At 72.6% G+C, this 22,872-nt stretch carries 21 protein-coding genes and 2 pseudogenes; 3 read left to right on the top strand and 20 right to left on the bottom strand.

Going from position 1 to position 22,872, the window contains the following annotated elements:
• The 8 genes and pseudogenes from ACZ501_RS28145 to trpD form a co-directional block, all read right to left on the bottom strand.
• Positions 1-352, bottom strand: a pseudogene (locus ACZ501_RS28145) (hypothetical protein); the annotation flags it as partial.
• Complete coding sequence (locus ACZ501_RS28140; protein ID WP_468799209.1) at positions 333-566, bottom strand: hypothetical protein; 234 nt, start codon at positions 564-566, stop codon at positions 333-335. The gene ACZ501_RS28140 and the pseudogene ACZ501_RS28145, both read right to left, overlap by 20 nt.
• Positions 539-1,231: an aldo/keto reductase gene (locus tag ACZ501_RS28135; protein ID WP_468799207.1), complete on the bottom strand. Its 693-nt coding sequence runs from the start codon at positions 1,229-1,231 to the stop codon at positions 539-541. Before ACZ501_RS28135 ends, ACZ501_RS28140 begins: the two co-directional genes overlap by 28 nt.
• Positions 1,228-1,488: a chorismate mutase gene (locus ACZ501_RS28130; RefSeq protein ID WP_468799205.1), complete on the bottom strand. Its 261-nt coding sequence runs from the start codon at positions 1,486-1,488 to the stop codon at positions 1,228-1,230. The genes ACZ501_RS28135 and ACZ501_RS28130 overlap by 4 nt, the downstream gene beginning before the upstream one ends.
• Positions 1,489-1,496: 8 nt before the next feature.
• Positions 1,497-4,727 carry an amidohydrolase family protein gene (locus tag ACZ501_RS28125; protein WP_468799203.1) on the bottom strand — a complete coding sequence of 1,077 codons (3,231 nt, stop codon included), beginning with the start codon at positions 4,725-4,727 and terminating at the stop codon, positions 1,497-1,499.
• A 6-nt stretch (positions 4,728-4,733) separates the two neighbouring features.
• A complete protein-coding gene (locus tag ACZ501_RS28120; protein WP_468799201.1) occupies positions 4,734-5,993 on the bottom strand; it encodes an MFS transporter in 1,260 nt (419 codons plus the stop codon).
• A complete protein-coding gene (locus tag ACZ501_RS28115) occupies positions 5,990-7,267 on the bottom strand; it encodes an ATP-grasp domain-containing protein (protein ID WP_468799199.1) in 1,278 nt (425 codons plus the stop codon). The genes ACZ501_RS28120 and ACZ501_RS28115 overlap by 4 nt, the downstream gene beginning before the upstream one ends.
• Positions 7,268-7,377: 110 nt before the next feature.
• Positions 7,378-8,448, bottom strand: a complete 1,071-nt coding sequence (trpD, locus tag ACZ501_RS28110) for an anthranilate phosphoribosyltransferase (protein WP_468799197.1) — start codon at positions 8,446-8,448, stop codon at positions 7,378-7,380.
• A gap of 124 nt (positions 8,449-8,572) precedes the next feature.
• Between trpD and pdxR the strand changes: the two genes are divergently transcribed.
• Positions 8,573-9,961, top strand: a complete 1,389-nt coding sequence (pdxR, locus tag ACZ501_RS28105; protein WP_468799195.1) for a MocR-like pyridoxine biosynthesis transcription factor PdxR — start codon at positions 8,573-8,575, stop codon at positions 9,959-9,961.
• Positions 9,962-10,006: 45 nt separating this feature from the next.
• On the opposite strand, the gene ACZ501_RS28100 is transcribed toward pdxR, so the two are convergent.
• The 12 genes and pseudogenes from ACZ501_RS28100 to ACZ501_RS28045 all read right to left on the bottom strand — a co-directional run bounded on the left by ACZ501_RS28100 (position 10,007) and on the right by ACZ501_RS28045 (position 21,667).
• Positions 10,007-11,368, bottom strand: coding sequence for a recombinase family protein (locus ACZ501_RS28100; RefSeq protein WP_362456988.1), 1,362 nt, complete (start codon positions 11,366-11,368; stop codon positions 10,007-10,009).
• 59 nt (positions 11,369-11,427) lie between these two features.
• Positions 11,428-12,129 (bottom strand): hypothetical protein, encoded by a 702-nt coding sequence (locus ACZ501_RS28095; RefSeq protein ID WP_468799193.1) that lies wholly within the window; start codon positions 12,127-12,129, stop codon positions 11,428-11,430.
• Positions 12,126-12,776, bottom strand: a complete 651-nt coding sequence (locus tag ACZ501_RS28090; RefSeq protein ID WP_468799191.1) for a phenylalanine--tRNA ligase beta subunit-related protein — start codon at positions 12,774-12,776, stop codon at positions 12,126-12,128. The genes ACZ501_RS28095 and ACZ501_RS28090 overlap by 4 nt, the downstream gene beginning before the upstream one ends.
• A gap of 556 nt (positions 12,777-13,332) precedes the next feature.
• Positions 13,333-13,464, bottom strand: a pseudogene (locus ACZ501_RS28085) (Mu transposase domain-containing protein); the annotation flags it as partial.
• A gap of 816 nt (positions 13,465-14,280) precedes the next feature.
• The gene (locus tag ACZ501_RS28080; protein WP_468799189.1) at positions 14,281-14,811 is read right to left on the bottom strand and encodes a hypothetical protein; all 531 of its coding nucleotides are present in this window, start codon (positions 14,809-14,811) and stop codon (positions 14,281-14,283) included.
• Between the two features lie 250 nt (positions 14,812-15,061).
• Positions 15,062-15,625, bottom strand: a complete 564-nt coding sequence (locus ACZ501_RS28075; protein WP_468799187.1) for a hypothetical protein — start codon at positions 15,623-15,625, stop codon at positions 15,062-15,064.
• Positions 15,626-15,936: 311 nt separating this feature from the next.
• Positions 15,937-16,605 carry an HNH endonuclease family protein gene (locus ACZ501_RS28070; protein ID WP_468799234.1) on the bottom strand — a complete coding sequence of 223 codons (669 nt, stop codon included), beginning with the start codon at positions 16,603-16,605 and terminating at the stop codon, positions 15,937-15,939.
• Between the two features lie 213 nt (positions 16,606-16,818).
• Positions 16,819-17,619 (bottom strand): helix-turn-helix domain-containing protein, encoded by an 801-nt coding sequence (locus ACZ501_RS28065; RefSeq protein ID WP_468799185.1) that lies wholly within the window; start codon positions 17,617-17,619, stop codon positions 16,819-16,821.
• 10 nt (positions 17,620-17,629) lie between these two features.
• Positions 17,630-17,914 carry a hypothetical protein gene (locus tag ACZ501_RS28060; RefSeq protein WP_468799183.1) on the bottom strand — a complete coding sequence of 95 codons (285 nt, stop codon included), beginning with the start codon at positions 17,912-17,914 and terminating at the stop codon, positions 17,630-17,632.
• A 1,217-nt stretch (positions 17,915-19,131) separates the two neighbouring features.
• Complete coding sequence (locus ACZ501_RS28055; RefSeq protein ID WP_468799181.1) at positions 19,132-20,238, bottom strand: IclR family transcriptional regulator domain-containing protein; 1,107 nt, start codon at positions 20,236-20,238, stop codon at positions 19,132-19,134.
• A complete protein-coding gene (locus ACZ501_RS28050; RefSeq protein WP_468799179.1) occupies positions 20,235-21,071 on the bottom strand; it encodes a hypothetical protein in 837 nt (278 codons plus the stop codon). The genes ACZ501_RS28055 and ACZ501_RS28050 overlap by 4 nt, the downstream gene beginning before the upstream one ends.
• Entirely contained in the window at positions 21,068-21,667 is a 600-nt protein-coding gene (locus tag ACZ501_RS28045) for a sigma-70 family RNA polymerase sigma factor (RefSeq protein WP_468799177.1), read from the bottom strand. Before ACZ501_RS28045 ends, ACZ501_RS28050 begins: the two co-directional genes overlap by 4 nt.
• 514 nt (positions 21,668-22,181) lie before the next feature.
• Here ACZ501_RS28045 and ACZ501_RS28040 point away from each other — a divergent pair.
• Together ACZ501_RS28040 and ACZ501_RS28035 are read left to right on the top strand one after the other, a co-directional pair.
• Positions 22,182-22,592 (top strand): DUF6233 domain-containing protein, encoded by a 411-nt coding sequence (locus ACZ501_RS28040; RefSeq protein WP_468799175.1) that lies wholly within the window; start codon positions 22,182-22,184, stop codon positions 22,590-22,592.
• 23 nt (positions 22,593-22,615) lie between these two features.
• On the top strand, positions 22,616-22,843 hold the full coding sequence (locus tag ACZ501_RS28035) for a hypothetical protein (RefSeq protein WP_468799173.1): 228 nt from the start codon (positions 22,616-22,618) through the stop codon (positions 22,841-22,843).
• Positions 22,844-22,872 lie beyond the last annotated feature (29 nt).

Raw genomic sequence — 22,872 nt, 5'->3', positions numbered from 1 at the left:
GGAGTTCAGGGGTGGCCGGGGAGATCACCGGCTGGGCGATGTGGGTGAGGAGGTCGGCGTCGTAGGTCCAGCCGTCCTTGGTCCAGCGGACGGTGACGTGCACGCGCGGGCGCGGTACGGCGTCCGGGATGTGTTCCGCGCCGGGGATGCCCTCGTGGGGTAAGCGCGTGCTGGCCCGGTCGGGGGTGGCTTCGACGCGGAGCCAGTGGTCGATGCCCGCGCGGGAGCTGATGGTGCGGCCGTTCCAGCCCCATGCGTACGGAGGTCCGGTCGTGACGGCGAGGCGGTTGGCCGCTTCGCCGTGCGCGGCCTGCATCCGCTGTTGGGTGGTGTCATCGGGGGGCGAGTACATCGAGCACCTTCCTGAGTTCCGTGTCGGTCAGCGGGTCGTCCAGGGCCGATACGGCGGTGTCCCAGTGCTCCGGTGTGCTGGCCGAGACCAGCAGGACGTCCAGGCTCGGGCAGGAGCCGGCGGCGAGCAGGCAGGCCGCCGCCGGGTGGGCGCCGGGCCGGATCAACTCAACCAGTTCGGGCGTGATCAGGTCCAGGAGTTCCCCGCCGTGCATAGAGCGGAGCCGAAGGCCAGCAGTCCGGCCGAGCGGGCCTGGACCAACGGGCCTCGCCCGTCGAGTGCGCGGCTGATGGGCTGGGCCATGACGAGACTGACCGGCTGCTGCACTGCGGTCAGATGGTGGCCGGGGCCGCCCGCTTCGCGGGCGAGGGCGAGGAGTTCCGGCACGGTGAAGGCGTCGTCGGTGAACCCGGACCAGGTCGCGACCCCGTACCCGCCGATCACGCCCGACCCGGCGAGGCCTTCGAGGACCTCGAAGGCGGCCCGGAGGCCCGCGTGCAGGCGCTCACGGTCGCCGTGACCGACTCTCTCGGGGTTGTGGACGAAGACGATGTCGGCGTGGCCGAGTGCGGCGGCGGAGCGGCGGGTCTGCCAGTCGATGAAGTCCGGGGCGAGGCTATGCCGGCCATCGGCCTGCCCGGGGCGGAGCACCCCGGCCTCGACGGCCGCCCGGCCCTGGGCGCATGCGTAGAAGCCGGTCTTCGTCGCCACCCGCACCGCGGGGAAGTCGTCGAGCACCGGGCGGAGCTGCGTATGGACGGTGCCGGCGCCGTAGTTCGGGGCGGTGTCGATCCAGCCGGTCCCGCCCTCGCACCGCCTCCGCGCCGCCGTGGCGGCGGCGCGGAGGCGGTGGGTGCCCAGGGCGGCTTCGGCCGTCACCGGCCGGCCCCGGACACTGCGGCGGCCTGGCCCTGTACGAGGACGGTGACCAGGGCCGCGGTCTCGGCCCTGGCCCGGGCCGCCGCGATCACCCGCTCCGCCCGGTCGGGGGCGCGTACGGCCCGTTCGTCGGCCTTGAAGCCCGCCGCCGCCCGCACCAGCCGTTGGCGCTGGGCGAGGAGGTCGACCAGCTCTCCGTCGAGCGCGTCGATCAGGGAGCGGATCTCGGTCAGGGACTGGGGGCTGTTGCTCGGCATGGGCGCCATCATTTGATGCGGTGGTCCTCGCAGCAGCCGTCTTTGACCATTTGCTCGGTGACCGCCGCCCAGCCGCCCGCAGGCGCCGCCAGGGCGGCCATCCGGCCCGTCCGCGGACCGCCAAAGGCCCCTTCCAGCGCGGCCCGTTCGTGTAGGACCCCGCCCCGCACGACACCGGCCGTACGGATGAGGGAGGCGAAGTCCTCGAAGGGGTCGCCGTCGACCAGCGTGAGGTCCGCCAGCTTCCCCCGCTCCACCGTGCCCAGGTGCCGGTCCGCCCCGAAGACCCGGGCGGGCGTCAGGGTGGCCGTGGTCAGCACCTCGGCCGGCGAGAGCCCGTACCGGTGCAGGGCGCGCATGGCCATGTGCAGGTGCAGTCCGACCGGGGACAGTGGCGCGTCGGTGCCCAGTACCAGCCTGCCGCCGCCGCGCGCCACCCGTCGGTAGGCCTCGACCTCGCGTTCCAGTACGGCCAGTTCACCGTCCGTCGGCGGCCGGGACGCCAGCCCCTGGACGACGGAGACGTCCCAGGGCGGCATCATCGCCGTCACCCGCGGGTCCTGCGCCACCTCCGGGTGCGCGCCGATCAGCGCCATCGCGGTGAACGGGGTGGCGATTAGGTCGAAGCGGCCTCGGTTGTAGATCTCCAGGGTGTCCTGGTGGGTGTGGCCCTCGGCGCTCGCTCCGTGCCCGTACTCGGCGCGGTCGGTCGACAGCAGGTGCGTGGTGAGGTCCATCCCGGACTGGATCCCGGCGGCGCACAGGTGCGTACCGCTCAGCACGCCCAGCCGCTCGTGCGCGTGGCGGGCGGCCGCGGCCATCTGCCGGTAGGGGGCGCGCACGTACGTCTTGACGAAATCCCAGTCCAGCGCGTCCGCGCGGGCCAGGGAGCGGGCGAAGCCCTCGTCGGTGCGGTGCGCGCGGCCCATGCTGTAGCCCACGCGCGAGCCGTCGAGCAGTTCCCCCGTGGCCAGCAGCCGGGGCGCTGCCAGTAAACCCGCGGCAATGTCCTCGCGCAGCCGCGCCTGTTCGTAGGCGAAGCCGCCGAGGGAGACGGCCGTGGTGATGCCGTACGCGAGCTGGAGGGCGCCCTGGCGGGCGCCGTAGGTGTACTGCCAGGGGTGCACGTGCGAGTCCCACAGGCCGGGCAGGACCGTACGCGCGGAGGCGTCCACGGTACAGACGGCGGCGCGACCCGGACGGTGCGGTTCGACGGCGGTGATCCGGCCGCCGCTGATGAGGACGTCCACGTCGGCGCGCGGCGCGGATCCGGTGCCGTCCCACAACAGTCCGGCGTGCACGACCGTGTCGACGGGGGTGGGACGGCGGTAGGTCAGCGACACCGGCACGGTGCGCGGGGCTCCGGCGGGCGCACCCGCGGCGTCGACGCCGAGCAGCCGCAGCCGGCCGCTGGACTGGTAGAGCAGCGTCCGGGAGTCCCCCGACCAGGACGGGTGGTCGGCCGGTTCCTCCGTCAGGAGGCGGGCCTCGCCCGCCGGGGCGCCGTCGGGGCCCACCGGAAGCAGCCACAGCGCGGACTCGCTGACGCAGGCCAGCGCCCGTCCGTCCGGTGACCATACGGGCCCCGAGGCGTACCGGTCGGACAGGGACACGTGCGGGGCCAGGCCGTACAGGCGGGCCGCGCCGGTGTGCGTGTCGACGACACGGATGAGGTTGTGGCCCTCACGGAAGCGGAAGTTGAGCCGGTTGCGGTCGCAGAGGGCGAGGTAGCGGCCGTCGGGTGACCAGCTCGGCCGGCCCGGGAGCCCGCCGCCGCCCAGCGGGGCGGCCAGCACCCGCTCGGCGCCGGTTGACAGCTCCCGCACCAGCAGGTTGCCCGCCATATCCAGGCAGGCCAGCCGGGTCCCGTCCGGCGAGGGCACCCCGTGGACGCGGCCGCCGGGGGCGACGACGCTCTCCGCTCCCCCGTCGAGCTCGCGGCGGCGCACCGCACCCAGCCCGTCCCGGTCGTCGGTCCAGATCAGCGCGCAGCCGTCGGGGGACCACACCGGGCCCTGGACGTAGGCGGTGGGAGGGCTCTGCAGGATCTTGCGCGGGGAGCCGCCGGAGACGCCCACCACCCACAGCGCGTTCAGCGCGGCGAAGGCGATGCCGAGCCCGTCCGGGGACAGGCTCGGCTGGTGGATGCCGCGCACCGGGCGGGAGGACTCGGCCTCCAGCGCGTACTCCTTGACCGTGTAGCGGGGCCGGCGGACCCGGAGGGTGGCGTCGAGGGCGATCTCGCGCCCCCGGTCGTCGCGGTGCGGGCGGATCACCCGAAAGCGGCCGCCGACGGTCAGCAGCAGTTGCTCGTCGTCGATCCAGCGAGGCGGGGCGGGCGCGAGTTCGGCGTCCAGCGCCACCTGCCGGCCGTCCACGAACAGGGCCATCGCCTCGGTCTTCGGCGGCCCGGGCGTGCTCCGCAGCCACGCGGTGCGCCCCGCTGGGGAGACGGCGGGCGTCAGCAGGTTGCCCTCGGCGGTGGTGTGCTCGACGCGCGCCGCGCTCCCGTCGGCCGCGGCGGACACGAGCGTACGGGCCGTCAGCGCGGGCGCGATCCAGCCCGCGCGGACGAACAGCAGCCGGGAGCCGTCGGCGGACCAGGCCGGGTCGAAGTCCTCCCACGGGCGGTCCTGTCCGGGCCCGTCTTGGCCGGGGCGGCCGGTTATCTGTGTCAGGGCGCCGTCGCGCACGGACACCGTCCAGATGCGGTACGGGGTGCCGGCGACGGGGTCACCGCCGCGCTCGGAGCAGAAGGCGAGGGTGCGGCCGTCCGGCGACCAGGCGGGCGCGCGGTCGTCCCAGGCGCCGTCGGTGAGCCTGCGCAGACCGGAACCGTCCGCCCGCATCAGCCAGATGTGGAAGGCCCCGTCCCGGTAGGCGCTCATGGCGACCTGGCGGCCGTCGGGCGAGAAGACCGGCCGGTTCGGCTCCAGATCCGGCGGGGTGAGCGCGGTGGCGGCAGAGCCGTCCCGGGGCACCGCCCACAGGACGCCCTGCACCTCGGCGACGATCCGATCCCCGCCGGCGGTCGCGGTGGCGGCGCCGTTGGTGGCGTCCGTGAAGCGCAGGGACACCTGCTCGCCGGCTTCCGCGGCGGCCGGGGCCGGCGGTACGGGATCGGGCGACGGCGCCTCGGCCCGGGCGGGCGGGGCGGCGAATCCGTCGAGGAGCAGCGCTCCGGTCAGAGCCGTTCCTGAGGCCGCCGTGAGTACGCTTCTGCGGGGAACCGGTGACACGTTCTCTCAACTCTCCTTGTGCGAAGGGGACGTACGGCGCGGTGAGGCCGGCATCCCGAAGTGGGCGGCGAGCGCCGCGAGCACCGCGACGGCCCCGCACAGCAGCCAGACGGCGTCGCCCATCAAGGCCCACGCGGCGACCCCGGCGGCGGGACCCACGGCGGAGCCGACGCCGAACATCGCCTGCGAGGCGCCGAGGTACTGGCTGCGATCCTCCGGAGCCGCGGCCAGCGCGGGGTAGGCGGTCATCGTCGGGGAGCCGATGATCTCGCCGACGGACCACACCACGGTGGCAAGCACCAGTCCGGCGAGGCCCAGCGGCAGGGCGTAGACCGTCAGGCCCGCGCCGACGGCCAGAATCCCGGCAATGCTCGTCACCCGGGCGGGCCAGCGCTGCACCTGCCGGGTGACCAGCAGCTCGCAGAGGATGACGATGGCCCCGTTGACCGCGACGAGCACGCCGTAGACGAAGACGTCGAAGCCGTGGGCGCGCACGGCGAGCGGCAGCGTCGACAGGTACTGGGTGTAGACGGCGGAGAAGCCCAAGATGGCCAGCAGGAACAGGACGAAACCCCGGTCGCGCAGCACGGCCCGGTAGCCGGTGGGGCCGGTCCCCCGCGGCCGCGCCGACGGGGCGGCCGTACCGCGCGGGGGCCGGTCGCGCGGGAGCAGCCGCTGCCCGAGCACGGCGACGCCCAGGGCCGCTGCCGCCTCCGCCCAGAAGAGCAGGGCGTACGAGTGGGCGACGAGCAGCGCCCCGATCAGCGGGGCGGCGGTGGTGCCGACGTTGGTGGCGAGCCGGTACATGGCGAAGACCATCACGCGGCGCTGCTCGCTGGTCAGGCGGCTGACCAGCTCCGCGGAGGCGGGCCGGTAGACCTGGCTCGCCGCGCCGGTGCCCGCGGCGAGCAGCAGCAGTACCGGGTAGGAGTGGGCATACAGCAGGGCCGCGGTGAGGACGGCGTTGACGGTCATCGAGGAGACGATCGAGGCCCGGACGCCGATCCGGGCGACGAGCCAGCCGCCCAGGAGGATCCCGGCGACCGCGCCGGCGCCGTGTGCGGCGAGGGCGAAGCCCGCCCGCACCACGGGGAAGCCGCCCGCCACCATGTAGAGCACCAGGAACACTTGGAGGAAGCCGCCCAGGCGGTTCACCATGATCCCGGCGATCACCGCCTTGACGGGCAGGGGGGCTTCGCGCCAGGTGCGCGCGATGCCCACCGCTTCCATCCCGGCGGCGTTCCGCGTGCCCTCGTCCACGCTCATCGCGCTGCGGTGACCGGGGCAGCCGCTTCGAGGCGTACGGCGTCCTCGGCCGCGTCCAGGGCCGCCCGGCAGGCGTTCGCCGTGTCGGCGGCGGCCACCAGCATGGCGTAGCGGCCGGTGTGCGAGGCGGGCGGGAGTTCCAGGATGTGACCGGGCCGGGCGACGACCCGGGCGATCTCGATGGCGGCGGGGAGCCGGTCCCGGTCGATGGTGACCCGGCCCACGACGGTCTCCACCTCGGGGTAGAGGAAGCGGACGGCGGCTGCGCCGTGCCGGGCGGCGCCCTGTTCGGGGTGCTTGCCCAGGGCCAGGGAGGCGGCGGCGAGGCCGGCGTTCCATCCGGTGGCCAGCAGGCCGAGGTAGGAGATGAAGTCGCCGCCGCTGCGCGCGTTGACCTCGACCAGGGCCGGGCCGCGGGCGGTGAGGCGCCATTCCGAGTGCGTCCAGCCGCGGGTGATGCCGACGGCGGCGTGCACGGTGGTCAGTACCCTCAGCAGTTCGGGGTCGGCGAGCAGCGGGTCGGCGGCGTCGACGCCATGGCCCACCTCTTCGAAGTTGGGGGGCGGGCTCAGCTCCTTGCGGGCCACGAAGAGCGGGGTGACCTCACCGTCCCAGATCAGGGCGTCGACGCTGATCTCGGGGCCGTCGAGGTACTCCTCCACGAGGACGGGCTGCTCGAAGCGCTCGCGTACCTCAACCATGGTGGTCCCGCGGATGCCGGGGAAGATCGCGGCGAGTTCCTCGGGCGTGCGGGCCATGCGGGTGCCCGTGCTGCCGACCAGCGCGCGTGGCTTGACCACGACGGGGTAGCCCGTCCGAGCGGCCGCCGCGTACGCCTCGTCCAGCGTGGACACGGCGGTGGAGCGGGCCTGGGGGCCGCCGGCCGCGGCCACCGCGAGACGGGTCAGGTGCTTGTCGCGACAGGTCAGTACCGCCTCCGGGGTGAGCCCGGGCAGACCGAGGGCTCGGGCCACCCGGGCAGCCGGCAGGATGCGCGTCTCGTCCCAGCACAGGATCGCGTCCGCGCCGACGGGACCGGCGTGGCGGGTCATGCCCTCGGCGTCCAGGGTGTCGACGAGGGTGTGCCCGGTGATGAACGGGGCCTCCCAGCCGGGCTCCCGGTCGGAGAACAGCCAGATCCGGTGCTCGTGCGCCACGGATTCCAGCAGGTGGCCGCGGGTCTCCTGGTCCATGGGGCTGATCAGGATCAGCAGCGGACGGACATCGGGGCCGGGGGCGTCCGACGAGGGTGGGAACGGCAACGGGGAGGGCATCGGGTCACCTTTCGGTTCGGGAACGGCTGCGTGCCGCGGGCCGTGCGACGGCCGGTCGTCGCGGAGCGCAAGGCGCGCGGAGGAATGGCTACGGGTACGGGGTCGCCGGGTCAGGGCGCGAACTTGGCCGAGACCTCGGCCCAGCGGCCGGTCAGGGCGGTGGCCGCGCCGGAGTCGACGGCCTCGGCGGCCCGTTCCAGCTGGTCCCCGATCCGCTCGGTGAAGGGGAGAGCGGCCACCCGCGGGTCCTCCACGGCGGCCAGCGCGGTGAGGGCGGCAGCCGCGGAGAGCAAGACAGCGTCCCGTACCGGGCTCCGCCGCCCGGCGAAGAGCGCGCGGGACACCCGGGCGTTGTGGGCGGTGTCGGCCCCGCGCAGGGCCTCGGCCGGGGCCGGGGCGATGCCCACGTCGCGAGGGTCGAAGGCTTCGGCCCGCACCTCGCCGCCGTACACGCTCCACACCCGGGAGGTCGTGGTGACCGTGAGTTCGTCGAGACCGTCGTCGCCGTGGAAGACGAGTGCGGATCCGCCGCCGTGCGCGAGGACCTCGGCGAGCAGCGGGGCCCGGTCGGGGAAGGCCGTACCGACCGCGAGGGCCGCGGGGCGAGCCGGGTTGGTCAGCGGGCCCAGCAGGTTGAGGACGGTGGGGATGCCCAGTTCCCGGCGGGCCGGGGCGGCGTGGCGCAGGGCCGGGTGGAACCGCTGGGCGAAGCAGAAGGTGATGCCGGTCTCGGCGGCGGTCCGGGCCACGTCCTCGGGCCGCAGGTCGAGCCGGACGCCCAGCGCCTCCAGGACGTCGGCGGACCCGCAGGACGAGGAGGCGGCCCGGTTGCCGTGCTTGACGACGCGCGCCCCGGCCGCGGCGGCCACGACGGCGGCCATGGTGGAGATGTTGACCGTACGGGCGCGGTCGCCGCCGGTGCCGACGACGTCGACGGTGGGGCCAGGCACGTCCAGGGGCACGGCGTGGGCGCGCATCGCGTCGACGAAGCCGCGCACCTCGGTGGCCGTCTCCCCCTTGGCCCGCAGCGCGACGAGGAGCGCGGCCAGTTGGGCGGAGGTCGCCCCGCCGGTCATCACCTGTTCCATGGCCCAGGAGGTTTCGGCCGCCGCCAGGTCCTGCCCGTCCAGCAGGGAATCGAGCAGGTCCGGCCAGGTCGTCGTCAGTTCGCGGGCTGTCACAGAACACAGTCTGCGAATCCAGGTGACACCACGCCAGACCAGTTGACCGGCTCCGAACCGGACCAATCGCAGTCCACCTGTAAGTTCGTGACTGACGCAACACACGTTTGAACAGGGGGATTCCATGACGTGGCACGTCGTGTTAGAGGTCCGTCGGGACGGGCCCGAGCCACTGGGCGCCCAGATCGCGGACCAGTTGCGCCGCCAGGTGGAACAGGGCCGGCTGGCGCCCCGTTCCCGGCTGCCGTCCAGCCGTCAGCTCGCCGAGGACCTCCGGGTGTCCCGGAGCGTGGTGGTGGAGGCGTACGAGAAGCTCACCGGGGAGGGGCTGCTGGAGTCGGTGCGCGGGTCGGGGACGCGGGTGGCAGCCCATGCCGACACCCGGATCAGGAAGCCGGTGGTGCTGGTGGACCGGACGGTGCCCCCGGCCCGGTTCAACCTGTTGCCGGGTACGCCGAACGCGGTGACCTTCCCGCACCGCGAGTGGACGAGTTCCTACCAGCGGGCGGTGGAAACGGCCCGCTACCAGGGGCTCGGCTATCCGCCGCTGCTCGGTGTCGACCAGCTGCGCACGGAGCTGATCTCCTACCTCGGCCGGGTGCGCGGTGTGCTGGGGCACCCCGACAACACCATGGTGACGGGCGGGTTCGCGCACGGTCTGGGGCTGATCTGCGCGGCCCTGGTCGAACTGGGCGTGCACCGGCTGGCGGTCGAGGACCCGAGCCACGACCGGCAGCGTCAGTTCATCGAGGAGAACGGCATCCGGACGGTGGCGGTGCCGGTGGGGGCGGAGGGCGTGGAGATCGAACCGCTCTACGCCAGCGGGGTGCGGGCCGTGCTGGTCACGCCCTCGCACCAGTTCCCCCTGGGCGTCCCCATGTCCCAGCAGCGCAAGCAGGAGCTGGTGCGCTGGGCGCAGGACACCGGCGGCTGGATCATCGAGGACGACTACGACGGCGGGCTGTGGCTGGACCACCGCGGCCGCCACCTCGCGATGCAGCCCGTGAGCCCCGAGCGGATCATCTACGCCGGTACGGCGAGCAAGCTCCTCGCGCCCGGTCTGCGGCTGGGGTGGCTGGTGCTGCCGCCCGAGCTGACGCGGGTGACGGAGATGGTCCGGGTCAGGCGGGACCTGGGTGGCGACGGACTGATGCAGCTGGCGTTCGCGGACTTCCTGCGCAGCGGGCTGCTCGACGGTCACCTGCGCAGGATGCGGACGCGCTACAGGGCGCAGCACGGGACCCTGATGCAGGCCGTGGAGCGGTACCTGCCGGCCGCGACGCTGGTGGGTCCGGTGGCCGGGCTGCACGTGTTCGCGACGCTGCCGGAAAGCGCGGATGAGGAGCGGCTGGTGGCCCGGGCGCTGGCGCGGTCCGTCCTGGTCAAGGGCGGCCGGGTGTTCTACGACCGGCCGGGCACCGCTCTGCCCAGTCTGGTCCTGGGGTACACGGCCATGGGGCGGTCGGGCATCTCGGAGGCGATCCGACGCATCGGGGAGGCGTACGAGGAGTGATCCCGCACGGTGCGCCTCCCCGGACGAACGGCGTTCCCCTTCCAGTCAGTTGAAGGGAGACAGCGCGGAGCGGGCCCGGATCCAGGGATCGAGCACGGCCGTCCCCGCCGCGCGGTGCTGCGGCAGCAGCGTGCGGTCGGCGTCGAACAGCCGGTCCTGGTAGAAGCCGCGCAGGTACGGGGCGCCAGAGGTGCCGCCCGAGCCGGTTGCCCCCGGTGAGAGGTAACGCAGTGCCACCCCGTAGTGGACCTTCCGCCAGGCGAAGAGTTCCTGGTCGAGGCGGTGGGCCGCGTCCAGTACCCGCTGCCCGGACCCTTCGTCGGGTACCCTGCGCAGCAGGCTCCGCAACGGCTCGAAGTCCGGGTTCTGGTGCATCAGTACATAGGAGTTCTCGGTGGCCTCTCCGAGTGCCTCGACCTTCTCGGGGTGAACTCCGAGCAGGTGGATGTGGAGCAGCTGGGTGGGGAAGGCCTGGACGGCACTGGCGTCACCGGTGGCCGCCCGGAAGCCGTGGAAGTGCTCGACGGGCATGGTCCTGCGCAGCACGAGCAGCGCCTCGGTCTGCGCGGCGGCCATGGTCGCGGCGCGTTCCAGGCACTCGGTGGCGTACTCCCACTGCCCAGCGCGCAGCCATTCGGCGGCGGACATCACCCGTGCGAGCACGCCCCAGGTGGTGGCCTCGACGAGGTGGATCACCCGCAGGAAGGTGACCTCGTCGTGCTGGGTGGTCTGCGGGAGGACGGCCAGGTGCTCCAGGATGTCGGCGCGGCCGTGCGGGAGCAGGTAATCCTGCCAGTGGCGGGGCGGTTCGACGGAGGCGGGCCGCAGCGCGGGGGCGCGCCCGGCGGTCAGCGAGATCAGCGAGCCGAGCCGCGCGATGCGTTCCGTGAGCTGCGCGGCGCTGGGCAGGACGTCCTGGGCCCACTTCTCGGTGCCCTCGACGGTGCGCTGTTCGTACGCCCGCCAGCCCGCGGCGGTGGCGCGGATCGCCTGCCAGCAGGCCCGCTCGACGGCTCCGTCAGGAACGTGGGCGCGGGTGCCGAGGACGTGGTTGAGGAGACGGACGTTGCCGTAGGGCTGGTAGCGCTTGCCGCGCCGGTCCAGGGGACCGCCGCCACGGGCGGCGACCTCCTGGGGGCTCTCGCCGTCGGGGAGGGCCAGTTTCCATTCCGCCTGGAAGACGAGCTCGGCCAAGCGGAGCACGGCCCGCTCCTGACGGGTGAGCCGGTCACGGTCCAGGGCGAGGAGGACGACGATGTCCTCGTAGGCCTCGGCCATCCAGGCGCGCAGTCCGGGGTCAAGGTGGTCGCGGCCCGCGGCGCGGGCGTGGCGGACGTAGTCGGCCAGGTCGAAATCGAGTACGGCGCGCAGAGTCGTCGTAGTGGTGGCGGTGGTCGTGGCGCGCATCGCGGTTCCCCCCGGATCGCTGGTGACGCTTCAAACGGTGTGGTCGGTGGTGCGCCGGGTCATTCGCCGGCGAGGGCCGCCGAGAAGGGCAGGGCGTCCCCGCCGCCCGGCAAGCGGTCCAGTGCGTCGAAGACCTCCAGCCGGCTCTCGGCCTCGGCCGCCAGCGCCCGCGCAGTGTCGGCGAAGTGGTCCTCCAGCGCGGCCCGACCCGGGGCCGCGGGCCCCTCCGGCCCCCCGGCCGTGACCGTGGTTCCCGGCACCCGGGTCAACAGGGGCAACGCCAGGACGCCCTCACCGAGCCGGCTGTTGACGTACGCGGCCGCGGAACGTGCCGCGTCCATGTCCCGCTGCGGATAGGGGCCGACCACGTCGGTCGCTCCGAGCAGCACCAGCTCCGCCGCCCGGAGTGGGTCGAACTCCGCGTCCAGGGGCAGGGCGTCGATGCGCCCTGCCAGTAAGGACAGCGCGGAGACGTCCGCGGGCCGGTAGAAGTGGATGGCCTGCAGGGTGCACCCGGCGGCCGTGAACCCGGCGACGGTGGCGTTCTGCCTGGCGGCGTCACCCGGTACGCGGACGTAGACCCCGCCGACGTACTGGCGCTGCCAGCGGGCCGCGGCCCGCTGGAGGTCGGCCGGTCCAGCGTCGTCCGGGCCGGTGGACGTGCCGTCCGGATCGGCGGATATGAGGATGCGGCGCTGGTGGCGGCTGGGCAGCGGGTCCTGGGAAAGCCGCTCGCACTCGGCCGCGCTTACACCGTTCACAGGAGCACCTCCGATACCTCGGGCTCGGACCCGGCCGCCGTGAGGAGTTCACGCAGCACACCCACCCCCGCGTCGAACGCCTCGGCGGGCAGCCCCGGGGCGTCGTACACGGTGAAGACCAGGTGCCGGGAGCTCTTGGTGACGCTGGTGCGGCGATCGGGGCCCTGGAGTACCGAGGCCACGATCGCCGTCGCGTCCCGTACCACGGGCTCGTCGCGGACACAGGTGACGGTGGAGCGGAACCCGGTGAAGGACTCGCCCTCGCACGCCCAGTCGAAGCGCAGTTCGCCGTCGATGGCATCCGCGTCCTGGACGCCCATCAGTACCCCGGTGGTCAGCTCCGCATACAGCAGCGTGTCGACGGTCGGCATGATCGAGGGCAGGCCCTTGCTCCGGGCCGCGGCGATCTGGCCGGGCAGCGGACAGGTGTGGCCCTGGGCCTCGAACCACTGGGCATAGACCCGCGCGACCTCGGCTGCGCGCGCGAACACGTCTTCGACGTCGGACCGTCGCGCCAGTTCCCGGCGCCGCTCGTCGAGCAGGACGCCGAGGGCAGCGGGGTCGACCGCTGCCGCGACGGCGCAGAAGCGGGCCGTTCCAGCCGATCCGGACGGCTTACGGCCTGCGCTCAGTGCTGGGGCTTTCAAAAGGTTCTCCCGATTCACTTGCCGCGCGTACTTCGCGTGATCATTCCAACAGCCGGACGGAACCCGCCCAAGGCCACTCTGGGCACCGTGATCCGTACCAGTCTTGACATGTGGACATATCCGGCCACCGGTTCAGTGCGTGCGTACCCGCACGACACGTTCGTTGCGGTCATCCAACGGCAGGACGGCCTCTCCGGTGACGTCCTCGTGGCGCCGCAGCAGCAGGATCATGTCGAGCATCCGGTGCACCATCCGCTCCACCGCCTCCAGTCCCTCGGTGTCCGTCAGGGCCGGCTCCCGGGAGGTGCTGCGCAGCAGCGCCGGGAAGCCGCTGCCCAGGGCTGCCGTCGGCCGCGGCCTTGGCCGGGCTGCCGTCGGTTGCGCCCGTATCCGTACCCGCGCCCGGGCCCGTACGGAAGGCGGCGGGGTCGCCGGCGACGAACTCGCCGCCGAGGAGGACCGCCTCGATGCCGCCGGGACGGCTGAGGACTGTGATGAGCCGTTCGCGCCGGGCGACTTCCTCGCGGCCGTCGTATACCACCAGCTCAGAGGCGTGCAGCATGACGCGGACAGTCCGCCCGATCAGGCGGACCGGCACCGAGTAGCGGTTCATCCGGACACAGATCTGGCTGTAGCGGTCGACCCGCGGAGTGGAGAGCCGGCCCGTCTCGAACGGCTCCTCCGGCATGGGCACCAACAGCGACTGCTCGGCAGCGAAGTACTCGCCGATGGTGCGAGGACGGGAGCGGATGCGGCGGGCGTCGTCCTCGTGGTCCCGCCGGTCGATCATCGCGTTGAGCTCGGCGAGCGTGTCGACTTCGGGGACGGGGACCAGGTGGTTGCGGCGGAACCAGCCGATCTGGCCCTCGACCGGGACTAGGAGCTGTCCGGCCGATCATGGTGTTGGGCGGTATGGGGCGTGCTCGCCTGGTCTGGCCGTGGTGGTTGCTGAGGTCGTCCCATTGAGGGTTTCTCCCAGCGGTGTTCGGTGGTCACAGTCCTGGCTTCCCATGTTGAACACGTTGGCTGCTCTGGGGACCTGGCTACAGGGCAACGGTGTCAGCCCACACCGCTGACCACTGACCTCAAGGGGCCTCATCATGGGCCTCGGGCCAGGCTCTGGGACATCCGGCTATGGGCGAAGGACAGGATGCCAGCAAGCCGGGCGAACGGTCCGCTGGTAACGACCGGGGAGCGATGGGTGCCCGTGAGTCGGGCCGTCGCGTGCCACATGTAATCGCCCGGCCCGTACGGCCAGGCCGCCGCAGCCGCGACGTCGAAGTCCACGCTCTTGTCCTGCTTCTTTCGTCTCATGACTCCGTCGCACGGCCCCCGAGGAGACTTGGGCCGGCTCCGGGCCGCCGCGTCCCAGACGGTGCTGCCACGACCTTGGACGGCGTCCCGTCCTGTCGAGTGGCACGGCCGTGTGGAGCCCTGACACCACAGGTCCTGAGCAGCGCGGCCGCCGCCCAGGCGGGCGGCGGCCCGCATGAGCGCGGCAGGGTCAGACGGTGGGTGAGGCGGTGTAGTCGTGGCGTCCGTAGCCGCGGCCGTCGCCGTGCCAGTCGAGGAAGAGGATCGAGTCGGCCAGGGCGCGGGGGCCGGCCCGGTGGCTGATCACCGGCGTGCGGTAGTGGCCGTCGTAGTTCCCGCTGGCGGTGCTGTTTTCCAGCTGGCGCTCGATCTCGGTGAAGTCGTGCTCGGTCACGACAGGGTCGGTGCCGTCGCGGGACTGCTTGATCTGGAGCCGCAGCTTCGCCCCGTCGAAGATCGTCGGGTCGTCGACCTCACGGAACCGGGTCCCGTCCCACGTCACCTCGGCGTAGGCGTAGACGGTGCCGCCGGAGCGGGCCGCGCACGTCTTAACCGTGATCTTCCAGTTGTCCGGCCACGGCCCGTCATAGCTGCTGTCGTCAATGTCGTGCGTGCTGGACGCGCACTTGTAGGCCGGCGCGGCCAGCACGCTGGGAGCGGCCAGTGCCGCCACCGCCACCACGGCCAGCGCGGCCACCGCCACGCGCTTGATGATGTTCATGCCCGCTCAATGACGCTACCGCCGCAGGCGACAAGGCCCCCTCTTGAAACCGCCCCCGACGAGGGAGCTCTCCCCCAGACGTCCGGACACCGGCGGCCGGTCAGCCGGCGGCCGGCACCGCCGCGGTCCACTTGTCACGGCGGCGGACGTCCTCGCCGAGGAGGCCCTGTCGGCCCATGGGCGAGGTCGGTCGGCAGCAGCAGCCGGCAAGAGGCCGAGACCACCGGCCATGCCGAAATCCGCCAGACCTTCAGCGCTGGTAGACGTTCCAGCGTCCCAAGCGGGCCAGCTCCCTGCGGGCTGCCGCCTCGGTGAGGCCGAGCGCGGCCGCCGCCTGCGCCGGGGTGGAATCGTGCTGCACACAGCGGGCGGGCTCGTACCCGGCTTCGCCGGCAATCAGCTCCAGCCGGCGGACCGCGCGGACCGCGGCAAGGGGTGACGAGGTACCGAGCTTGCCGATCTCCGCCTCCAGCTGGTCCAGGAGGCCGGTGAGCGACTCGGGCAGCGGAATCGCGGCCGCCTCAACGACGACCGTGTGCCTGTCCCAGTCCCGGCAGCAAGCGTCCGCCTGCTCGTCGGCGGCGTCCTCCAGAGCCTGTGCGCCGATCGTGTCCCAGTCCAGGGGATGCTCGGGGCCACTCCATCCGCACGAACACACCGCGCGCAGTGTGGCCGCGCGCGGGATGTGCCGGAAGCGGCCGTCGTAGACGGACCAGTGCGACGTCTGATGAACGTCCGGGCCCGACCCGGTGTCGAAGATCGCCGCTCGCGGGACCGTGCCGTCCGCCAGGAGTACCCCGGACCCAGCCCTCATGGGAGGTCCCGAACTCCACCGTCCTCCACGTTTCCCTGCCGTCGGCCATGACGTCCCCTTCCCCGCGCGACGGGCCCGCCATCTGCAGCCTGCCCCTGCCCCTGCCCCGACCATGGCGCACCGGCGCGGGCAGGGGCAGGAGAACTCGACAACTTCCCCCGCGAGGTGGGTGTCCCGACCGCGCGCAGGCCGGTTTCCTGTGCTGCTGGCACGGGTCGGAAAGGGCCGCTCGAGGGTGGTGATCGATCCGGTGACTGCGCCGAGCCCTGTCACCGGGACTTGGCGCTGCCACCCTCTACGGGTGCTCGGCACTACGGGGCGGGGGTGAACTCCACGGCCGTGCCGCCACAGCCGGCCGCAATGTCCAGCAGCCGGTGCTGCTCCGCCTCGTCGACCGCCAAGCCCCAGCGCAGCTTCGTCGCGGTCCACTCCGTGGCGTACCGGCACAGCGCATCCGGCGACGGCGGCAGCCACTGGGCCGGATCCTGGTCCGCCTTGCTGCGGTTCGACCGGGCCGTCACCGCCACCAGGCTCGACGGCTGGCCCTGATCGTTCGCGTACGCCTCCCGGCGCGCCGCCGTCCACGCCGACGCCCCGCTGTCCCACGCCTCCGCCAGCGGCACCATGTGGTCAATGTCCAGCGCCCCGGCCGGCGTCACCTCCCGATCGTCGTAGTACGACCACCACACCCCGCCCGTCAGTGTGCAGCCCGGCCCGATCTCCGGGTATACGACAGCTTCGGACAGCAGCACCTCAGCACGCGTGTTGCAACCGTCGTCGGGCTGGTCACCGGCATTCCAGTGCCGGAACGAGGTGCGCTGGTAGCCGGTCCGGTCCTCGACCGCGAGCGGAAGTGCGGAGACCGCCACCCCCATCGGCAGCACCTGCGGCACGGCGGCCGGCCGCTCAGTGGCGAGCGCGGTCGCGGCGGGCAGGGACAGAGCGAGGGCAACTGCGGCCGCGACAGCGGCCCGCATCATGATCGTCATGCGGCGGTTGTACCGGTCCCCGCCGCGCCAGCAACAGGCATCCAGCAGCCGTTCACCCTGCTGGGGGCGCCAGGTTCACCGGCGAAACGCCACTGCACCCGTAGCCAGGGTGCCGCGACGGTGCCCCGGCCGAGCCGGGCGCTCAACCGGCTGCGGCGGCCCCACCTCCGCCGAAGGGCGATACGTCGTCGGCGGGCAGGGCCCTCAGGCGGCCCGCGAGTGCCGCGTAAGAAGGTGGTGTTCTAGGAGGGGGTGGACATCCCCCGGTCTCGACTCGGCGAAAAATTCCATCAGGTCCTCCTTTCCCCGCACACGTACAGTCCGGGCAGGGCCCGGGTACGAGTCATCATTACGGAAGGGCCAAGGCCCCCCGGCGAGGCGAGGGATGTCGCTCATGACGGCCAGTGCTGCCTCCACGTCGCTCAGCGGCCTGCGGGCACCGGCGCGCCGTACCGTGATCCGCTCGTAGGCGTCCGACCAGCGCTGCACCAGTTGTGGTCCGAGCCCGCAGGCGCTCAGGAAGGCGGCGCACTGCTGGCGGCTGGCTGGCAGCGCCTGCCGGCTGACGATCCGCGCCGCCGTGCTGACCGGCAGCAGGTGCGCCCCGCCCGCCAGCGCCTGCAGCCGGCGTAGCGGCAGCGCCCCGGCCCGCTCGTAGAAGTACTCCAGCGCTTCGCTCAGGTGCCCGGCCATAGTGATCAGCTCGGGGGCCGCCGGGCGGCGTAGGTGCTTCAGGCGGCCCCGCTCCCGGATGCGTGCCCGCTGCCACAAGTGCCCGACGGCCCCCTGTGGGTCGCCGCAGACGGCGACGATCGCCGTGACCGTCTCCCAGGTCGGCACGCTCCGGCCCGAGGCCGCGCGTTTCAGCGTCGCCGCCGATACACCCGTCCGCACCGCCAACTCGTCGTATGTGAGCCGTGCTGTGGCACGCAGCTCCCGCAGCGTCACGGCCAGCTCGCCGCGCTCCGGGACGGTGTGGTCGACGGGAAGTTCAGGACGTCCCATGACCCGGCCCCTACCGGCCGGCCTGGAGCGCGGCCCGGGCCGCCGCCGCCACCGCGCCCCGGCCGCCCGGCGCGACCGCGACGACCAGTGCCGCACCGATTGTTCCGGCACCGCCCAGGAGCTGGAAGACCTCGCTCATGGGCATTCCCCGCAGGCTCAGCACCACGGCCAGGACGAACACCACAGGCATCACCACGCTGATGACGACCGCCTGCGGCATCGTCAGACCCGTAGCCCGGTTGTCCGTTCCCCGCTGTCGACCGCCCGAACCGGTCGCCTCAGTCGTCACACTCATGTCGGATCCATTTCCGGGGACACCGCAACCCGGCACCCCTGCAGTAGTAGAGACGGGAGGGCGCGGGACAGCGCCCTCCCGTATTGATGACTCCGCCGCCAAGTGGCGCTTTCCCAGGAGCGATTGGCGTCGCCTGCCTGGGACCACAAGCATGACAGATAGTCACAGACACCTCGGGTGCGAAAGCCCTGCACCCCACCCGGTAAGTCTGAAATATCCGTCCATTCGTTCGCTGGCGTCCCTGACCTTGCGGAACCTTGCGGAAGCTCCCCAAGAGTGCACCTGACCTGCGCAAACGCCTCTCACACTTTTCGGATGAGGCGTCGGCCCTTCCCACCAGTCCCCGGCAAGCCCCATGCAAAGCCCGCAGAACCCGGACCCCCGCCCCCATTCGTCCAAGCCCGTCCAAGCAGAACTTGCGCTGCCGACCACTGAAAGCGCACGGTGGGACACAACCGCCAGAGACTGGCGGACCCCTGAAGTAGGTGACTCCGCAGCAGGGACACAAGCAGCACCGCGTTGGCGCGTGAGTGCCGCACGCAGGGTCGGCCCCACCGGGGCCGGCCCTGTCTCATTTCCCCACCCGGCGCCCGCGCCCCGAGTCCGCCAGGCGGCTGGCGGTCGTCGGCGACGCTGCGGGTGGTGGCCCCTCCTCCGCTCGACCGGCCCTGCCACCCGCGCGGCCCGGTCCGGCCGGGTGGCCGGGGTGGAGTCCTCGCAGTCCACCCGACAGCCCTGGAGCAGCTCGACGTCGCAGCAGCACCCGGCCGAGCAGCAGTGGCTGGTCGAGGAGGCCGAGCGGGAGAGCCTGACTGGGGTATGAAGGTTCCGGCCCGTCATAGCCGTTGGGCGTGCCCCCGGTTCGGCGGCAAGCGCTGCCGAACCGCAAGCCTCACCCTGCTCGTGCGCAGGTACCTCCGGTGAGCGCGTCATGGCCCACCGGACGCGCAAGCCCCCACCGGCTCCCCAAGCACCTCCGTAAGGTGCCTTACGGACCACGCGATCAGCCGCGGCGGCCGGGCTCGTCCCGAACGGGGGCACATCATCGAGCGTCACGTCCAGGCGCAGCCGCTTGAACGGAACCGGGTTGCGACAGGGCCCCCGTCGCGGTCCACGGCCCGGTCGGCACTGATCTCCGCCAGTGCCTCCGGGCGGACCAGTGCTTTGCCTTGGGCCCGTGAGGCACTCGCGTATCCGGACACGCAGACGGGGGACGGTCATGTGCGGTACACGGTGAGCTCCCCGAGGGTGTGGGCGGTCGGGTGTTCCCAGCCGGAGGGTGTGGGCTGAGGGGCCTGGCTGGTCTGGGGGCGGACAGTGAGGGTCTGGGGCAGGGTGAGGGCTCCACTGTGTGCGAGGCCGGGGGCCGCGTCGAAGTAGTAGACGTTGGCTGATCCTTCGTCGGTGACCAGATGCGGGCCCGACCAGGCCACGGCCGTGTCACGGATGGCGGTGGCGCTGATCAGGGGCTTGGTGAACATGCGGCGCAGACGGACCATGGCGCCGGGGCTCAGGACGCCGTCGTCCGTGGTGCGGGTCAGGGGGGAGGGCTCGCTCTCCTCCACAGGTCCTTCGGCGGGAAGCTCCCCGGCGAGGAGGAGGACGAGCATGATGGGGACGGCCTTGCGGCGCAGCTGCTGGGTGGCGTCGCCCAGGCGGGGGATGTGGTCGGCGGGCAGGGACAGTGCCAGGGAGCCGGCTTCGGCCCCGATTCCGACGGGCACGGCGGAGCAGCACCATTCGGCGCCGTATTCGAAGGCGTCGTAGACGGGTGCGCCGGGCCGCAGGCGGCTGAGGCGCTCCAGGAGGGCCCAGGGGCTGGTGATGGTGTGTTCGGTGAAGGCCTCGGTTTTGTAGCGGGCGATGTGGTCGGCGTAGTCGGCGGGGGCGAGCTGGCCTAGGAGGGACTTTCCTACGGCGGTGGCGTGGCCGGCGTAGCGGAAGGGGATGTCCTCGCGCACGGGCGGGGTCGCGTCCGCGGTGGAGGCCTGGGCGATGGTGATGTCTCCGCCGGCGTAGCGGCCGAGGTAGACGGCGGCTCCGATCTCCTGGCGGATGATGGCCAGGGTGAGCTGGAGCTGGGCGGCGATGCCGGTGCCGCCGGGCAGTGCCAGGCGGTCCAGTGCGAGGCCGGGGGCGAAGACGGTGTCGGTGATCGGTTCGGCGAACTCCTCCTCGCACAGCATGTCCAGGAGGGGCATGAGGGTGGCCTCGGGCACGGCGGTGTCCTGACTGATCTGGCGGATCTCCACGCCGAGGCGGTGGTCTTGGAGGATCCGGACGACGGCCAGAGCGCGGCGGGCTTCCTCCAGGGCCTGGCTCATGACCGGTGCGGCCGCCGACGGTGACGCGGTGCCGACAGAGGAGAGTGCGCCAGCGGGTGCGGTGTGCAGGGTGCGGGAGGTGCGCTGGCGGCGGGGTGTGCCGGCGGGTGCCTTGTTCTTGTTCCTTCGCCCGCGGTGCAGCATCCAGCCACCGGGCTTGAGGGGGTAGTCCCAGGGGGCCGGGGGCGGGGCGAGCGCCATCGCTTCTTTGGCCACCCGGGGGGGGTGGGCGCCGGGATCTCCCCGAGGTCGGGGTGGCCGGCGGCGCCGGTGCTGCGGGCCAGGCGCAGGTAGGCGGCGCCGTGGACAGGTTCGGCGGATCCGCAGCCCCACCAGGGTTCCGGGGCGAAGGGTGTGCGGCCGGCTGCCTGGTCGGCCCAGCGGCGGGCGTCGTCGTAGTCGCCGTTGCGGGTGTGGTCGAGGTAGAGGCAGTAGGCGGCGGTCCGGTTGTCGCAGCCGGCGGCGTACTGCCACCAGAAGCGGGCGCCGTGCTCGTCGCCGGTCAGGTGCAGCACGCAGGCGAATACCAGGGCCCCGGTGGCGAGGGTGACGTCGGAGGCGAACACCGCGAGGCGGGAGGCGGACTTCACGGCGTGCACCGCGGAGACGCTCAGCGCCTCCAGCGCCGCCTCGGCGCGCTCCGGGAGCACGGGCTCGACGGCAGTGGGGTCGGGCCAGAACTGTACGGGGGCGTCCTCGTCCTGCCCGTGGGCGGGACGGTCCAGCGGCCGTGCCCAGGCCGCTTCCCGGTCCGCGCGGGTGCGCCTGGCCGGCCTCTGCGGGCCGGCGCGCAGCAGGTCGTCGAGGGAGTCGGCTTCGGTCCTTTCACTCACGATGTCCTCCCATCCGAGTGGTCTGTCTCAGAGGCGAGCAGCCGCTTGAGTTTCTGTTTGGCCTGGCTGCGGGTGGTGCGGACCGTCTTGGGATCGACGCCCATGATCAGCGCGGTCTCCTGGTCGGTGTATTCGAGTCGGGTCGTCATGGTGAGGATGTCGCGCTGGCGTTCGGTGAGGTGGCGCATCGCCTGGTGGAGCGCGATCCGCTGGGTCAGCTGGTGATAGGGGTCTTCGCCGGCCTCGTCGGCGGAGGCATCGAAGACGGTGAGGTCCATGGGCTCGGGACGCTTCTTGCGCCTGACGTCCTCGATCCGGAACTTCAGGATCCGCCAGGCGAAGCCCGGCGCGTTGGCCATCTCCTGCATGCGCTCCCACTCGGTGCCGATCGCCGCGAACGCGGCGTCCACTGCCTCGTCGGCGTCCGCGTGGGAAAAGCCCAGCGACTCCCACGCGAAGTCCCAGTACCGCCCGTAGGAGGCGTCGTGGAAGCTCCAGTAGGACGCCTTCAGGGCCGGCGGCAGCTGGTCTATGGAGCGGGGGCGCTCGGGGAGACCCACCGCGCCGCCCAGCCCGTCCGAGCCTCCTTCGCTCACCTGTCCACCTCGTGACGCAGATCGTGCCTATTCCGCGGCGTCCCACTCTGCCTGCACCCAGGTCAGCTGCACGGCGCTCAGAGGCGGGTCGAACCCTGCCGGGAACATCAGCATCTTCGGCTGCGGCCACATGTTCTCCGGCCCGTGCTCGGTGCAGTGCAGAGCGATGAGATGCGGTCCTTCCCCGCAGGACTCGTGCCAATAGGGGCGGTCATGCGTCTGGCAGAAGTACCCGAACCTCCAACAGTCATCTTCTTCGGTCGGCTCGTAGAAGTTGGGATCGCGAACGATCGTGGTTACCGGCTCCTGCCGGTTGAACCGGGGGATGGGCCGGGGGTCACACCACAGCAGTCGGGGAGGTATCACGAACCCATCCTGACCCGAGGTCGACCTGTTCGGATCATTGGGTCGGTGGCCAGGCTGGGTTCCACCTCGCAGGCATTCTCATGACGATTCAAGATCGGCTCGCTTGACTTAGTGCAGAGAAGCCACGCTCCCACCTGCCGGTACGGGGTTGGCGCCTTCCCCTTGTGCCCTGCATGCGGGCAAGCGCGGGCGGCGCAGTACGGGAAGTGGCGATGCCCGCACCACCACCCCCGGCCGACAGCCCGCGCTGGACCTCCTACGCTTCCTCGAACGCGTCCAGCTCCAAGATCTCCAGCGCACCCGCGACTGGATAGCCGCAGAGGAGCAGCACGCGGTGGTGGAGGCTGCGCGAAGGCCTGCGCCGCCGCAGCCGGAGTGGCTGATCAAGTACGGGATCGGCACGGGCCGGCCGGCTGCCCGGGTGCACGCCGGCAGCTGCTGGGACACCCGCAGCCGCTGCAAACCCGCCACCACCGAACTCGCCCGGCGGGCCCTGGCCGAAGGCGTACAGGCCTGCCCGGCCTGCCGCCCTGACACCATCCTCGGAGTGCTCGAATGACCGGCCAGCGCCAGGGTGGAGGAATGAGGCCTGCCGTGCGCGTGGTCGTCTACCCGCCCGACGCCCAAGGCGGACGCCGTGTTCGCTGCGACGGCGAGATCCTGGGCCGCGCCCTCGGCCCGAACGACCTCTTCGAGTTCCTGCGCAGGGCCGGCCTCGACCCCGACGACGTCCACCTGGACGACACGCTGCTGATTGAGTGGCGCGGCGGCGGGCCTGCTGTGTGGAGTCCCGACTCCGGCGAGCAGTGAGCGCAGCAGTGCGGGCCGCCACCCGGCAG

The organism is Streptomyces sp. NPDC034085 (genome assembly GCF_055575555.1).
This window is presented reverse-complemented; position numbering and strand designations above follow the sequence as displayed.

Excerpts from the sequence above, each read along its gene's own strand:
- ACZ501_RS28140 (WP_468799209.1), bottom strand. The coding sequence starts at position 566 with ATGCACGGCGGGGAACTCCTGGACCTGATCACGCCCGAACTGGTTGAG.
- ACZ501_RS28130 (WP_468799205.1), bottom strand. The coding sequence starts at position 1,488 with ATGCCGAGCAACAGCCCCCAGTCCCTGACCGAGATCCGCTCCCTGATC.
- ACZ501_RS28120 (WP_468799201.1), bottom strand. The coding sequence starts at position 5,993 with ATGAGCGTGGACGAGGGCACGCGGAACGCCGCCGGGATGGAAGCGGTG.
- ACZ501_RS28115 (WP_468799199.1), bottom strand. The coding sequence starts at position 7,267 with ATGCCCTCCCCGTTGCCGTTCCCACCCTCGTCGGACGCCCCCGGCCCC.
- pdxR (WP_468799195.1), top strand. The coding sequence starts at position 8,573 with ATGACGTGGCACGTCGTGTTAGAGGTCCGTCGGGACGGGCCCGAGCCA.
- ACZ501_RS28100 (WP_362456988.1), bottom strand. The coding sequence starts at position 11,368 with ATGCGCGCCACGACCACCGCCACCACTACGACGACTCTGCGCGCCGTA.
- ACZ501_RS28080 (WP_468799189.1), bottom strand. The coding sequence starts at position 14,811 with ATGAACATCATCAAGCGCGTGGCGGTGGCCGCGCTGGCCGTGGTGGCG.
- ACZ501_RS28075 (WP_468799187.1), bottom strand. The coding sequence starts at position 15,625 with ATGAGGGCTGGGTCCGGGGTACTCCTGGCGGACGGCACGGTCCCGCGA.
- ACZ501_RS28070 (WP_468799234.1), bottom strand. The coding sequence starts at position 16,605 with ATGATGCGGGCCGCTGTCGCGGCCGCAGTTGCCCTCGCTCTGTCCCTG.
- ACZ501_RS28065 (WP_468799185.1), bottom strand. The coding sequence starts at position 17,619 with ATGGGACGTCCTGAACTTCCCGTCGACCACACCGTCCCGGAGCGCGGC.
- ACZ501_RS28060 (WP_468799183.1), bottom strand. The coding sequence starts at position 17,914 with ATGAGTGTGACGACTGAGGCGACCGGTTCGGGCGGTCGACAGCGGGGA.
- ACZ501_RS28055 (WP_468799181.1), bottom strand. The coding sequence starts at position 20,238 with ATGAGCCAGGCCCTGGAGGAAGCCCGCCGCGCTCTGGCCGTCGTCCGG.
- ACZ501_RS28035 (WP_468799173.1), top strand. The coding sequence starts at position 22,616 with ATGAGGCCTGCCGTGCGCGTGGTCGTCTACCCGCCCGACGCCCAAGGC.